This window comes from Flavivirga spongiicola (assembly GCF_030540825.1).
In the GTDB taxonomy this organism is placed as follows: domain Bacteria; phylum Bacteroidota; class Bacteroidia; order Flavobacteriales; family Flavobacteriaceae; genus Flavivirga; species Flavivirga spongiicola.
Map to the genome: position 1 here is coordinate 4,973,233 of NZ_JAUOEO010000001.1, position 13,821 is coordinate 4,987,053.

At 32.6% G+C, this 13,821-nt stretch carries 14 protein-coding genes; 8 read left to right on the forward strand and 6 right to left on the reverse strand.

Translation table 11 applies throughout. The features are described from left to right. Window positions 1–63: 63 nt before the first annotated feature. From Q4Q47_RS19745 to Q4Q47_RS19760, 4 genes are all read right to left on the reverse strand, one after another. The gene (locus Q4Q47_RS19745; protein WP_303308369.1) at window positions 64–906 is read right to left on the reverse strand and encodes a hypothetical protein; all 843 of its coding nucleotides are present in this window, start codon (window positions 904–906) and stop codon (window positions 64–66) included. A gap of 190 nt (window positions 907–1,096) precedes the next feature. Continuing rightward, window positions 1,097–1,735, reverse strand: a complete 639-nt coding sequence (locus tag Q4Q47_RS19750) for a class I SAM-dependent methyltransferase (protein ID WP_303308370.1) — start codon at window positions 1,733–1,735, stop codon at window positions 1,097–1,099. Window positions 1,736–1,744: 9 nt separating this feature from the next. Further along, on the reverse strand, window positions 1,745–2,644 hold the full coding sequence (locus tag Q4Q47_RS19755; RefSeq protein ID WP_303308371.1) for a M43 family zinc metalloprotease: 900 nt from the start codon (window positions 2,642–2,644) through the stop codon (window positions 1,745–1,747). A 5-nt stretch (window positions 2,645–2,649) separates the two neighbouring features. Further along, a complete protein-coding gene (locus tag Q4Q47_RS19760; RefSeq protein WP_303308372.1) occupies window positions 2,650–3,429 on the reverse strand; it encodes a sterol desaturase family protein in 780 nt (259 codons plus the stop codon). Window positions 3,430–3,612: 183 nt separating this feature from the next. Here Q4Q47_RS19760 and Q4Q47_RS19765 point away from each other — a divergent pair, with 183 nt between their 5' ends. Continuing rightward, entirely contained in the window at window positions 3,613–4,395 is a 783-nt protein-coding gene (locus Q4Q47_RS19765) for a hypothetical protein (protein ID WP_303308373.1), read from the forward strand. 167 nt (window positions 4,396–4,562) lie between these two features. Here Q4Q47_RS19765 and Q4Q47_RS19770 read toward each other — a convergent pair whose 3' ends face one another. After that, complete coding sequence (locus tag Q4Q47_RS19770) at window positions 4,563–5,129, reverse strand: Crp/Fnr family transcriptional regulator (RefSeq protein ID WP_303308374.1); 567 nt, start codon at window positions 5,127–5,129, stop codon at window positions 4,563–4,565. A 243-nt stretch (window positions 5,130–5,372) separates the two neighbouring features. Next, the gene (locus Q4Q47_RS19775) at window positions 5,373–5,726 is read right to left on the reverse strand and encodes a 4Fe-4S dicluster domain-containing protein (RefSeq protein ID WP_303308375.1); all 354 of its coding nucleotides are present in this window, start codon (window positions 5,724–5,726) and stop codon (window positions 5,373–5,375) included. A 76-nt stretch (window positions 5,727–5,802) separates the two neighbouring features. On the opposite strand from Q4Q47_RS19775, the gene Q4Q47_RS19780 reads away from it, so the two are divergent. The 7 genes from Q4Q47_RS19780 (at window position 5,803) to Q4Q47_RS19810 (ending at window position 13,800) form a co-directional block, all read left to right on the forward strand. After that, complete coding sequence (locus Q4Q47_RS19780; RefSeq protein WP_303308376.1) at window positions 5,803–6,861, forward strand: acyl-CoA reductase; 1,059 nt, start codon at window positions 5,803–5,805, stop codon at window positions 6,859–6,861. 180 nt (window positions 6,862–7,041) lie between these two features. Then, on the forward strand, window positions 7,042–8,106 hold the full coding sequence (gene serC / locus Q4Q47_RS19785) for a 3-phosphoserine/phosphohydroxythreonine transaminase (protein WP_303308377.1): 1,065 nt from the start codon (window positions 7,042–7,044) through the stop codon (window positions 8,104–8,106). Between the two features lie 147 nt (window positions 8,107–8,253). Further along, entirely contained in the window at window positions 8,254–9,204 is a 951-nt protein-coding gene (locus Q4Q47_RS19790) for a D-2-hydroxyacid dehydrogenase (protein ID WP_303308378.1), read from the forward strand. A 280-nt stretch (window positions 9,205–9,484) separates the two neighbouring features. After that, window positions 9,485–10,123, forward strand: coding sequence for a DUF937 domain-containing protein (locus Q4Q47_RS19795; protein WP_303308379.1), 639 nt, complete (start codon window positions 9,485–9,487; stop codon window positions 10,121–10,123). Between the two features lie 259 nt (window positions 10,124–10,382). Continuing rightward, window positions 10,383–10,826, forward strand: a complete 444-nt coding sequence (locus Q4Q47_RS19800) for a DUF6146 family protein (protein WP_303308380.1) — start codon at window positions 10,383–10,385, stop codon at window positions 10,824–10,826. A gap of 35 nt (window positions 10,827–10,861) precedes the next feature. Further along, the gene (locus Q4Q47_RS19805; RefSeq protein WP_303308381.1) at window positions 10,862–11,164 is read left to right on the forward strand and encodes a DUF6787 family protein; all 303 of its coding nucleotides are present in this window, start codon (window positions 10,862–10,864) and stop codon (window positions 11,162–11,164) included. A gap of 395 nt (window positions 11,165–11,559) precedes the next feature. Continuing rightward, window positions 11,560–13,800, forward strand: coding sequence for a TonB-dependent receptor (locus Q4Q47_RS19810; protein WP_303308382.1), 2,241 nt, complete (start codon window positions 11,560–11,562; stop codon window positions 13,798–13,800). Window positions 13,801–13,821 lie beyond the last annotated feature (21 nt).

The following is a 13,821-nucleotide window of genomic DNA, read 5'->3' on the forward strand; positions in this document are numbered from 1 at the left end:
CCAAAGCCTGTATTGTTTATAGCCTTTGTTATGCATAGTTAATTGTATTCTATTCATTTTCCCTTAAATTTTTATTGGGCATTTTTCACTTCTTTTAATCCATTCAATTTTTCCGTTCTTATAAATTTTAACTATGTTCAATGGTAAACCTGTCTTGTCAGGATTAGCTTTGACCTCAGTCATTAATAAATCTTTAATTACCTGATCAGGGTGTTTGGAAAAAACGGTCGGATCTTTTACATACTCATCAATAGCAGAATGAGAACCTATATAAAAAGCTTTCGCATCAGTTTTTTTTGAACTCGGTAAAGGGAAAACCTTTTCTACAGTTTCAAGCTGATAAGTTTTAGAATCAGTTAATGAAAATCGACACATATAAGCAAAAGGTATTCCTTCTTCAAGTCCAATAATAACATAGGTGAAAACAGGGTTATGTTTAAGATAAACACTATTGTAATAATCAGGCATTCCTTTTCTTATATCCTCCGCTTGTATAAGTAAAGATTCTTTGAGTTTTGTATTTGCCATTGCAATAGCCGAATTAAAATTGTCACCATCTTTAATTTGATTTCCTATGATATATGGTAATACGTTTAGATTTGACATTTTTCCGATGACTCCCGAAGCAGAGAAATAATATTTTCCCACTTCAAATATCTTAACGATTTCTTGGAACTTTAATTCACCTGTAATTCCGTCTTCTATCCCCATTTTACTATCAACCCCAAGCAACACGTAATCTGAAGTAACAATAATTACAATCGTTGTCGCATGCAATTGATTTGTTGATACTGAAGTAATGAAGAGGGCAAAAATCAAACTTAACACTAGCCGTTGATACTTATTTATGTTTGAAATGGTTATAAAGCTATTATTTTCCATACTGAAATTATCTTGAGACTTCATTTTGATTAATTATGCATAACGACTTGATATAAAACCATTTTAATGTTTTATATCTAATGATAAGCGAAGTTATAATTTTTACGCAAGAAAATAAATACAAATTAAATTAGTTTATACAATTTATATTAACAATAAAAACAAAAATCCTAATCCAAAAGCCTAGGATTCAATATATAAACTAAATAAATTATCATTTAATAGCACTCCCATGAACTTGAGGAATAATAGGAATAAATGGTGAGTATAAATTATATGTTTCTAACTCCAACTTACTAAATCCAACAGATTCTAATAATTGCTTGGTATTTCTATTGGTGTGGCATCCTTCAAAAAACCAATGCCATGGCTTATGAATCAAACTTTGAATAAATGACAGCATCGTATTTTCTCTAGCCTCCACATGTTCAATGAATATAAAAATGCCAGAAGGCTTTAAGATGCGTTTAATTTGCTGAAGACATTGTAAAGGATCATGAACTGTGCATAAAACTAATGTACAAACCACAAAATCATAAGACGCATCGGGTAAATCAATAGCTTCCCCCATAAGTGACTTGATCTCTAAATCGATACCATATTTCTCTGCGCTTTTTTTTAAATTATTATGCATATAAATATTAGGCTCAATAGCTATAAGCCTTGTTCCTTTTTTTAGATAACGCATATTAGCACCAGCACCTGAACCAATTTCAACAACAGTTTCCGGATGGTTTTTAAAAAGTTCTCGTTTTGAATTTCCGAAAAGTCTATCCATATACCCAGAAAGCATTTTAAAAATAAACGCATTTATGGGACCACGAATAGCATTAGTTTGAAATTTATTAGCCATACTTATATATTAGGGTTTAAGCGCATGACTCGATAATAAAGCTTTACGTCCTTCATGATGTTCCAACACATAATGCATTCGAGCAATCTGATCGTTGGTAAACATGTTCATTGTCTCATCATGAGACCAAGTCATATAATTGTTAAGCATTACAGGCTCTCCTTCACATCCTATAAAAGGATTATTATAAACAGGTTTGTCAACTGCAGGAGTATCATCGCAGTAATCATTGTTTTCGCAATCACCCCCTCCCCAAGTATGTAATACTCCTAAATAATGCCCCATTTCGTGAGTTAGTGTTCTACCAAATCGTGCATAACATGCAATATCTGATTCTCCAAAATGCATCCAATTAATTAAAATACCTTCCGCGTCACCTGGTTGTGGTAATGAAAAAAACTCTGTTCCTGGTAAATCTGTTTCTGGTCCTGTCGCTAAACCTAATACAAGGCATTCTGAAGGTTCTGGTAAGGGTGTCGTCCAAATATTAATATAATCTTTTGGATTCCAATAAGCATATTGAGCATAATGATTTTGATTGTGTCCCAGATCAGGTACGATGACCTTGGTTGAATCTATTCTATTGATACCGCTAAAAGGTTTCCCATCAGGGTCTTGTTTTGCTAAAACAAACTCAATTTTAGCATCGCCTCCATCGGGATGATGATTATAACCTCTAGTTCCTTCTTTTTTACGAAAATCTTCATTTAATATTTCGATTTGCCTTTCAATACGTACATTTGAAAGGTTTGTACCCTCTCCAATGGGTTTACCATTATGTATAATATGGACTACCACTGGTAAATAGAATATATCTTCTTTTGGATTAGAGGTTGCTTGATCGTTATCTTTTGAACACGAGCTCAATAATAAGCTTATTACGAATATGATATTTTTAATAGTTTTCAAGTCCATCATTTTTGTTTGGTGATATCTTTAAACATAAGCATATCCAATATTCTATTAGAAGCCCCTAAATAATAACCTGTTTCGCACTCATAGGTCTCGGGATTTTTAAAGGTGCCAAACAACATATCTATAATAGGTAAGTCGGTATAATTATATTTATGAACTCCCTTAGCATGGTGTAACGTGTGGCTTTCTGGTCGTTGAATAATATACCCAATCCATCTTGGTGTATTAATATTAGCATGTTGAAATACGCCTAAGAAAGTAGTAAATAGAATAATCGCAGTAATAGCTTGTGGAGATAATCCTATAATAACAGCAAAACTGATAGAACCGACTAATGATAAGCCAATCATATCATTAATACTAAAGACAAACGTACTGGGAACATCTAAGCGTTCTGAACTATGATGCATTTGATGAGATAGCCTAAACAAAAAGTTAGATTTATGCATACTTATATGCCAACCATATTGTACAAGCTCAAATAAAAATATACCTAAAATTATTTGTACCGTCAAACTTAAGTAGCTTAAATCAATTAACTGAAACCTAGCAAAAAAGTCGTCCCATAATAATGGAATATATGTCGTTACCAACATAAACACCATAAAGAAAAGTAATCCACGAAGCTTCCAAAATTTTATTTTGGGTAACTGTCTCGCTGGAAATAATGATTCCCAAATAAATAAGCCTCCAAAAATAGCGTAAACGATTAATGAAACGGGATCGATTAAAATTTCTATAGGCGTTGGTAATTGTGAAATGATAGTTTCTAAATTCATAGTTTTAAAATTTTTTTACAAAACTATAGACAACTAAAAAAACGAACTAAAAATTGTACTTGATCTATGTTAGGAATTCACTAACTATAGCATTATCAAGTCATTTTCAGGGTATATTTATTTTTTTTATAAATTTACAGTTCACCCCCCTCTTTATCTCCCTCTTAATTATAATCTACTATTATGAAATACTATTCATTATTATTCGTATTATTCATTGCGCTGTCATGTTCTAAAAAAGAGGATGAAACACCACTACAAAATGAAGACAATCAAGACAACACAGATATCACTGATAGTTTTGATGGCTCCGGTGCTTTAATTGACTTTGTAACTAATAATGCTTCATCATTACCCGATGTTTCGAGACTATCTGGAAGGTATCGTGCAGCTCTAACAGATAACTCAGATAATAAGACCTTGCATTTCAATCAAGAACAAGGCCGATTAGACGCAAAATTAGTAGCTTTTCCTTTCGAATTTATAGCAAGAAATATTGGTATTGGCACTATAGAAAATTCGCAAATAGCTCCAACATCAGAAAACAATCCTTATAATTTTGCAGGAGTTCAAGTTCATGTAGAAGATTTCAACTCTATAAATTCTTCTCATGTCGTTGTAGGACACAGAGGAGCAACTGGTTTTACTATTGAAGGAAAAAACACTTTAAATGGAGATTCTTCTGTGAACGATATAGGAGAAAATACAGTACCAGAAGGAAGAGCCGATATAAGAATTGTGGGGAATAAAAACAAAACAATTACGGTTTACTGGCAACTCCCTAACCTAACAGGTCATAGTGCATCTGATAATTGGACGGCTTATAATGGAACCGGAAACCTACCTGGAACGGCTCCAACTTATGGTGATAATGTCTATGTTGGATTGATTACCTATGCTTTCTATACCACAGGTGTTCCTTTTGTAGGCACTTGTGATGCTATCGAAATTAAAAAACCCAATTAATAATTGAACTCATCTTGACTTTTATTTTTAACCGAAAATGAGATAAAATTTGTTTAGATGAGATACTTTTTGAAAGGCATAGCATCGCTAAGCATAAAAAAAGCAACAAAATATGGGCAAATTTTAGCCGTTTTTAGGAAATAGAAAAAGTCAATATGAGTTCATTCTCAGGAATGTAATTTCTTTCTAATTCTGCTTAAGCTTTCTGGATGAATTCCTAAATATTTAGCTATTTTATTAACTGGAATGTTAGATATATATTGGGAATGCGTATGAAACATTTCAGCATAACGTTCTTCAGCTGTTTTTGTTAAAAGATCCTTTTCTCTATTAGATTTTCTTATATAACCATATTCAGTCATAATTCTTCCAAACTTATTTACATCTAATGAAAAATCATAAGCTTGCATCAAAACCTCACGCTCGATCACTTCCATTTCGCAATCTATTAATGCTACAATTTGCACATCAGTAGGTTGCTGATCTAAAAAAGAAGTAAATCCGCAAAACATTTCTTTTTTGAAAAAGAAATCTACTATTTTTTCAGACATGTAACTTTTAATGGTCATTTCAACAATACCACTGTTCATAAAATATAAAGAATCCTCAATCTGCCCATACACAGTAACGACCTCTCCTTTTTTAAAATGACTTTTTTTTACAGGAAAAGGGAAATCTTCGTATGATGCAACCGAAGTATTTAAAATCTCGTTATAAAACTCTAAAAAAGTCATGTGTTGATATGTGTCAAAATTTGAAGTTAGAAGTTCGATTATACCATAAATAAGTATCCTGTAAATTTAACGAAATACTATTATCTTATACAAAATATAGGGTTTTGTTCTCTATATAGATACTATTTCTAGTTAATGGTTGCGTACATTCATATTAGCTTAAGGTATATTTAAATATTTTAATAAAAAAATCCCAAGCCAAAAGCTCAGGATTCATTTTATAAATTAATATAGTCTATAGACTTATCCTTCAGGATGCATAAATTTCTGCTTAGCTAACAATTCTTCTTCTGTTTCTACCACATCCTCATCAGGAACACAACAATCTACAGGACAAACTGCAGCACATTGTGGTTCATCATGAAATCCTTTACATTCTGTACACTTGTCCGGAACTATGTAATAAATCTCGTCACTTACAGGTTCTTGTGCTTCATCGGCATCTACTTCACTTCCATTAGTTAATACAACGGTACCTTCCAGACTAGTACCATCTTTATAGCGCCAATCATCGGCACCTTCATATATTGCTGTATTTGGGCACTCAGGTTCGCAAGCACCGCAATTTATACATTCATCTGTTATTATAATAGCCATAGCGTTTTTTCTCTTGAGTTTGCTTAAATTTGCAGACGCAAAAATAACGCCAAAACCATTCATAACCAAATACAGAATGAATTTACAACAAAGAATTAACGCTTTTGTAAAATTAGGAGATTTTTTAGGTCAATTTTCTAATGAAGTTATTCTAAAAAAAGATAATGTTGAACATAACGATATATTCTTCGATGGTTTTAAACATCAATTAAAATTAGCTGAAGAAAACAATGGTTGGTTTACACAGGAAAATATTCGATTTTCACTTAATGGCTGGGCGGAATCTTTAACAGCTGATCATCTAAATAAATGGCTAGCATCGTATCAAATTAACATTACTCAACCTAAACAAGTTGCCATTATTATGGCCGGAAATATCCCGTTGGTAGGTTTTCATGATTTTTTGTCAGTACTTATTTCCGGACATCATGTTTTAGTAAAACAATCATCAAACGATAAACATCTATTACCTTATTTGGCAAAATACTTAGAATTTGTTCAACCAGAGTTTAAAGGAACTATATCTTTTACCGAAGACAAAATAGAAGGTTTTGATGCCGTAATAGCAACAGGAAGTAATAATACAGCACGTTATTTTGAGTATTATTTTAAAGACAAACCATCTATTATAAGAAATAACAGAAATTCGGTGGCTGTTTTAAACGGCAAAGAAACTAAAGAAGATCTCGAAGCGCTTTCTGAAGATATTTTTAGATATTATGGTTTAGGCTGTAGAAATGTATCTAAATTATTTGTTCCAAAAGATTATAATTTTGATACATTTTTTGAAGCTATGTATCATTGGCATTCTATTATAGACAAAGCAAAATATGCTAACAATTATGACTATAATAAGGCGGTGTACTTAATGAGTGAATTTGATATGTTGGAGAATGGTTTCTTAATGATAAAGGAAGATAACAATTATGCGTCCCCTATCGCCACTATTTTTTATGAATATTATGATTCCTCTAAAAAATTAAAAGAAAAATTAAATATAGATAAGCAACAAATTCAATGTATTGTCGCTAATGGATTTACAGAAAATGAAATCGCTTTCGGAGAGACTCAAAAACCTCAACTTTGGGATTATGCAGATAGCATTGATTCTATTGAATTTTTGTTAGCAATTTAATCAAAAAATTATTAAATTTTTAATACTAAATACCCAATTAATTAGGAACTTTGCATCTTAAATTTTATCCCATCCTCAATCCTTCCCAAAAGGGAAGGAAGGTTGGAGTTAAAAATAAATATTAACTAAAAATTCGCCCATAAAATCCCCTTTCTTTTGGAAAGGGTTAGGGATAGGAAAATGAAGAAACATAACTTTAGTGCAGGCCCATGTATTTTACCTCAAGAAGTATTACTTAAAGCTTCAGAGGCAGTCATTGACTTAGATAACAGCGGTTTATCTTTAATTGAAATCTCACACAGAAGTAAAGCTTTTGTAGACATTATGGAAAAAGCTAGAGCATTAGCTTTAGAATTACTGGGATTAGAGGGTAAAGGTTATAAAGCTTTGTTTTTACAAGGAGGAGCTAGTACACAATTTTTAATGGTCGCTTTAAACCTTTTGGAAAAAAGAGCTGGTTATTTAAATTCTGGTACTTGGGCAGATAAAGCCCTTAAAGAAGCAAAAATTTATGATGACATTTACGAACTAGGTTCTTCAAAAGATGCCAATTATAATTACGTTCCTAAAGGTTACGAAATCCCTTCAGATTACGATTATTTTCACTGTACTTCAAACAATACTATTTTTGGAACACAAATGAAAGCATTTCCAAAATGTGATATTCCGTTAGTTTGCGATATGAGTAGTGATATTTTTTCTCGCACACTGGATTTTTCTAAATTCGATTTAATCTATGCCGGTGCACAGAAAAATATGGGGCCAGCAGGAACAACTCTTGTGGTCATTAAAGAAGATATTCTTGGAAAAGTATCACGTAAAATTCCATCAATGATGGATTACAAAACACATATAAGCAAAGGCAGTATGTTTAATACACCTCCTGTATTTGCAGTATATACATCCATGTTAAATTTAGAATGGTTGAAAAACCTTGGTGGTATTGCAGCCATTGAAAAAGAAAACGAAAAGAAAGCACGATTAATGTATTCAGAAATTGACCTAAATCCATTATTTAAAGGATTTGCTGCTAAAGAAGATCGTTCTGACATGAATGCTACTTTTACTTTAGAAAACGAGAACTTAAAGGAAACTTTTGAAACCATGCTTAAAGAAGGCGGAATTAATGGTTTAAACGGTCATAGAAGCGTTGGTGGTTATAGAGCATCTATGTACAATGCATTACCTCTAGATAGTGTAAAAGCATTGGTTGAAATCATGAGTGAATTAGAAAGTAAAGCTTAAATAGAAAATTTTGTCATTCCCTCTTAGGAGGGAATCTCATAAATTAAAACTTAATTATAAAAAGATTTCCGTCTTCACGGAAATGAAAAAATAAAATAAATTATTAAAAGATTCCCACCTTCGTGGGAATGATAAAAATAAAGTTCAATGAAAGTATTAGCAAACGATGGTATTTCGCAAAGCGGAATTGCCGCACTAGAGAAAGGTGGTTTTGAAGTCATCACAACAACTGTAGCTCAAGAGCAACTAATTAATTACATTAATGAAAAAGACATTACTGTTTTATTGGTACGTAGTGCTACTACAGTACGTAAAGACTTAATCGATGCTTGTCCAAACTTAAAAATTATTGGTCGTGGTGGCGTTGGTATGGATAATATTGATGTTGAATATGCGAGAGAACAAGGACGCAGTGTTATTAACACACCTGCTGCCTCTTCTCACTCGGTTGCAGAGTTAGTATTTGGTCACTTATTTGGACTGGCTCGTTTTTTACATAACTCGAATAGAGAGATGCCTTTAGAAGGCGATTCTAACTTTAAAGGTTTAAAGAAAGCTTACGCAAAAGGCACTGAGTTAAAAGGAAAAACCTTAGGCGTTTTAGGATTTGGTCGTATTGGTCAAGCTACTGCAAAGGTTGCTATCGGGGCAGGTATGAAAGTTGTTGCTTTTGACCCATTTATCGATGAAGCAAATTTAGAACTGGACTTTTTTGATGGTCAAAAATTGAACTTTAATATTAAAACCATTTCTAAAGAAGACGTTTTAAAGCAAGCAGATTTCTTAACGCTTCATGTTCCTGCACAAAACGATTACGTTATCGGAAAATCGGAATTAGAAATCATGAAAGATGGTGCTATTCTTGTTAATGCTGCACGTGGTGGCGTGGTTGATGAAGTTGCACTAGTTGAAGCACTTACCAGCGGAAAAATTGCAAGAGCTGCTTTAGATGTCTTTGAAAAAGAACCAAAACCAGAAGTTCAATTGTTAATGAACCCTGCTTTGTCGTTGACACCTCATACTGGTGCTGCAACAAATGAAGCCCAAGATAGAATTGGTACAGAATTAGCAGAACAAATTATCAGTATCTTAAAATAATTTTAGGTTATACCGATTGAATTTCAAAATGATTGATTATAAATTTGAATTATATTTTCTTTATATGAAATAGAAAATATAATCATAGCCTTAGTTACGGTTCTATTTTATATTGAAATATAAGGGAAATAGAAACAGATTTAATTAATTATTTTGGAGTTCATTTGGTATTACATGTGACCTAAACGTTATAATTGAGTCCTAACATATATGTTAGGACTTTTTTTGTACATTGAACAATCAATTTTACTAACCAATTTTCAATTAACAATATAATATTATGGCAGGAATTTTAGACTTATTAAACAGCGACCTTGGAAAAACAATCATTAGTGGTGTAGCAGGTCAAACAGGACAAGACAAGAATAAAACAGGAAGCGTTCTAACGATGGCGCTACCGGTGTTAATGCAGGCCATGAAACGTAATACAGCAACTCCACAAGGAGCTGAAGGTTTACTTAGTGCATTGAATGGTAAACACGACGGAAGCATTTTAGATAACCTGGGCGGTTTATTTAATGGTGGTGTGGATTCTAATGTTATAGATGATGGCGGAAAAATACTAGGTCATGTTTTAGGAGGCAAACAACAACATGTTGAAAATGCTTTAAGTCAGAAGTCTGGTATGGACGCAGGGTCTGTAGCTCAAATATTAAAAGTGGCAGCTCCCATATTAATGGGCGTTTTAGGTAAACAAAGCAGACAACAAAACGTAAACAATTCTAGTGGCATTGAAGGGTTATTAGGCGGTTTACTTGGTGGTAATTCTCCTCAGCAAGAACAAAGCTTTTTAGAGTCTATTCTTGATGCTGATGGTGATGGAAGTGTTATTGATGATGTAGCGGGCATGGTACTAGGAGGTGGCAAAAAGAAAAGTGGCCTTGGAGGACTACTTGGTGGCCTTTTTGGGGGGAAATAAGACATTAATTGATACAAAACAATAAACGCCAAACAGTCATGTTTGGCGTTTATTTGTTAAAATCATTCAAAAACAACCATTTAAGGTATGATTTTTGTAAATTTATTTAGAAATAATACCATTTTAAGGTAGAAAAGGTATAATAAAGATCTTTAAAAGTACAGGTTCCTCAATGAGACTATTAGTTAACTCATTCTTGTTTTTATAACATAATATTATAGAACACTTTTGAAGAATAAATCGAAATCCATTAAAAGCTATGAAAAAAGTTATTTATATTTTACTATTGTGTGCATTTGTTTTTAATTGTAATACGTCTAAAACTATAGCATCCGATAAAAGCAAATCTGAAAAAGAACTTGCGCAAGTTGTCAATGATACCGTAACGATTGCGAATGACGAGTTAGAGTACGAAATAATCATTATAGAACCTGGTTTTAATACTTGGCTATTAACCACAGCCAGACCTGAAGGTTTTTATTCGCAACAATATCTAGAAAACAGAAACAATATTTACGTCATAGAATGGAATCAAAGAGTACTTCAGCCACAGCGTTTCAATCCTAATTTATACGAAATGCAAATCGATTACCAACCTGGTATAGATTATGGTTATGAGGTTAATTACAAGCTCTTTAATTACTTTATCTATTTTCAATTGAATTATAAACAACGATTAGCTGGATTTGTCCCTAGAATTTAAAGTCTTTTATTTATTTTTGCAATTAAATTGTATTCGTGAAAAAATTAAAAGAGCGTTGGGGTATTGAACACAATTGGCAAATTATCATCATTTTATGTGTATTTGCTATTACGGGATCTACAGCTTCCTACATAGGTAAACCTATTTTAAACTATTTAAATATTACAACTGAAATATTTGGAAGTTTTGGATATTGGACCATCCGAATTGTTTTATTATTTATCATGTACCAATTTATGCTTGTTTTCTTCGGATGGCTTTTTGGGCAATACAAGTTTTTTTGGAATTTTGAAAAGAAAATGTTGCGTAGGATAGGTTTTAAACGTCTTTTAGATTAGTGAATCAAATTAAACAACATATTATATTTAAGATAATAACCCTATTGCTGGTTGTTACTTTGCTAATACCTACTGTTGTTAAATTTGCTCATATTTTCTCCCACCATGAACATGAAGTTTGTTTAGGAGAAAAAAAGACACACTTACACGAAATAGATTTAGATTGTAGCTTTTATAAATTCAAATTAAATAACAACGTTACTTTTTCTTTTTTTAATGTTGACCTTTTTTCATCTCAGGAAGAACAACTAGAAATTCTATCTCAATATAGTTTCTTAAGTAAATTTCAACGTTTACATGTCTCGCTTCGAGGTCCACCGGCTTTAGTTTAGTAATACACACACTGCCAAGCTGAAACTTTTCAGCTTTAATTATTATTAAACTAAAATATACATATGAAATTATTTATAAGTTCATTGTGCTTTTTGGCATTTACTAGTATATATGCTCAAAACACAATACAAGGTATCGTTACAGATGCAAATACAAATGAAAATTTAGCCTTTGTAAATATCTATTTAGCAGATCTTGAAAAAGGCACCAGCTCCAACGAGGATGGTTATTTTATAATAGATCATTTACCCACAGGTAACTATAAAGTACTTTTCTCAAGCATAGGGTATGAAACCCAATTACTAAACCTAAGCATTCCAACAACCAATACCATTAACATTCGTTTAATACCGTCTGCTATAGAAATGGAAAGTATCATTATCTCTACGCCTTTTCATAAATTACAAAGTGATAATGTGATGAAGGTAGAACAAAAAAGTGTCAAAGATTTAAAAGTAAATGGCGCTGTTACCTTAGCAGATGGGATCACAAACATTGCAGGCGTAGAAAGTGTTACAACAGGTTTAAGTATAGGTAAACCCGTTATTAGAGGGCTAAGTTCTAATAGGGTCTTAGTATATACTCAAGGTATTCGCTTAGAAAATCAACAGTTTGGTGACGAACACGGTTTAGGTATTAATAGTGCGGGCATTGAAAGTGTAGAAGTTATAAAAGGGCCTGCTTCCCTACTCTATGGTAGCGATGCGCTTGGAGGGGTATTGTACTTAAACCCTGAACGATTCGCTAATAGTAATCGCGCTTCGGGGGATTTTAGCGGCACTTATTATAGCAATACCCAAGGCTTCAATACGAATGCCGGATTTAAATCTTCTACAAGCAACTTTAAATTTTTATTTAGAGGAAGTCTTACTGAGCATTCAGATTATAAGACTAAAAATTACCGTGCAACAAACACTCGTTTTCGAGAACAAGATTTTAAAGCTGGAGTTGGATATCAACAAAATAAGTTTAAAACAGAGTTTCGTTACAATGTCAACAATTCCAAACTTGGCATTCCTGAGGAAATAGGAGAACAGTCTACAAACAGAACACCACTACTTCCTTACCAGAATATAACGAATCACATTTTCAGTTCTAAATCTACTATATTTTTCAATAAGTCTAGATTAGATATCAACTTAGGATTCACTTATAACGACAGAAAGGAATTTGAAGAGCATCATCATGATGAAGAGGAAGAAGAGCATGAAGAGGAAGAGGAACACGAAGATGAACATGAAGATGATGAGGATTTAGAAGCTGCACTCCATATGAAGCTAAAGACGGCAAACTATGATCTTAAATACCACTTACCGGAATTGGGTAAATTTGAAACCATCGTCGGCATTCAAGGCATGAATCAGGTAAATACCAATTATGGTGAAGAAACATTAATTCCTGATGCTACGACCAACGATTTTGGTGTTTTAGCAATGTCTCATATCCATTTTGAAAAAGCTGATGTACAGCTTGGAGCTCGTTACGATATTAGACATATTGATGTGAACTCAGGAATAAAAAAGGATTTTAATAGCTTTAATGGTGCTTTAGGCATTAAAACAGATATTGCAAAAAATATAACGGTTAGGGTAAATTTAGCTACAGGGTTTAGAGCTCCTAATTTATCTGAGTTAACATCCGATGGCACACATGAAGGAACCAACCGTTACGAAATTGGAAATAGTAACTTAAAAAGCGAGCAGAACTTTCAGACCGATGTTGCTTTAGAGTTTAAAAATGAACATTTAGAATTATTTGCCAACGGGTTTTATAATAAAATCAATAATTACATTTTTCTATCTCCAAATGGCGCATTTATAGATGAAGACCCTGTGTTTCTTTATTTACAAGATGATGCAAAATTATACGGTGGTGAATTTGGATTTCATTTACACCCTCACCCCTTAGATTGGTTACATTTTGAATCAAGCTTTGAAATGGTTACAGGAAAACAGGATAATGATAGTTATCTACCATTAATTCCAGCAAATACCTTAAACAATATAATACGTGTTGAGTTTGAAAAGCCCTGGTTAAAAAAAGGGTATACCTTTATTAAACTAAGAACCACTTTTAGCCAAAGTAATATTAGCACATTTGAAACCAACACAAATGGTTATAATCTATTAAGTGCTGGGTTTGGTGGTCATTTTAGATTGTTTAATAATGATTTAGAGGTTTCCGTATCCGGCACCAATCTTACTAACAAAACCTATATTAATCACTTGTCACGTTTAAAACCTGATGGGATCTTTAATATGGGTAGAAATATTAGTTTAGGCCTTACTTACTCTATGAAGTAGAAAAAACTTATCTTGGGTGCT

Excerpts from the sequence above, each read along its gene's own strand:
- Q4Q47_RS19800 (WP_303308380.1), top strand. The coding sequence starts at position 10,383 with ATGAAAAAAGTTATTTATATTTTACTATTGTGTGCATTTGTTTTTAAT.
- Q4Q47_RS19790 (WP_303308378.1), top strand. The coding sequence starts at position 8,254 with ATGAAAGTATTAGCAAACGATGGTATTTCGCAAAGCGGAATTGCCGCA.
- Q4Q47_RS19770 (WP_303308374.1), bottom strand. The coding sequence starts at position 5,129 with ATGACTTTTTTAGAGTTTTATAACGAGATTTTAAATACTTCGGTTGCA.
- Q4Q47_RS19765 (WP_303308373.1), top strand. The coding sequence starts at position 3,613 with ATGAAATACTATTCATTATTATTCGTATTATTCATTGCGCTGTCATGT.
- Q4Q47_RS19750 (WP_303308370.1), bottom strand. The coding sequence starts at position 1,735 with ATGGCTAATAAATTTCAAACTAATGCTATTCGTGGTCCCATAAATGCG.
- Q4Q47_RS19780 (WP_303308376.1), top strand. The coding sequence starts at position 5,803 with ATGAATTTACAACAAAGAATTAACGCTTTTGTAAAATTAGGAGATTTT.
- Q4Q47_RS19795 (WP_303308379.1), top strand. The coding sequence starts at position 9,485 with ATGGCAGGAATTTTAGACTTATTAAACAGCGACCTTGGAAAAACAATC.
- Q4Q47_RS19760 (WP_303308372.1), bottom strand. The coding sequence starts at position 3,429 with ATGAATTTAGAAACTATCATTTCACAATTACCAACGCCTATAGAAATT.
- serC (WP_303308377.1), top strand. The coding sequence starts at position 7,042 with ATGAAGAAACATAACTTTAGTGCAGGCCCATGTATTTTACCTCAAGAA.
- Q4Q47_RS19775 (WP_303308375.1), bottom strand. The coding sequence starts at position 5,726 with ATGGCTATTATAATAACAGATGAATGTATAAATTGCGGTGCTTGCGAA.
- Q4Q47_RS19810 (WP_303308382.1), top strand. The coding sequence starts at position 11,560 with ATGAAATTATTTATAAGTTCATTGTGCTTTTTGGCATTTACTAGTATA.
- Q4Q47_RS19745 (WP_303308369.1), bottom strand. The coding sequence starts at position 906 with ATGAAGTCTCAAGATAATTTCAGTATGGAAAATAATAGCTTTATAACC.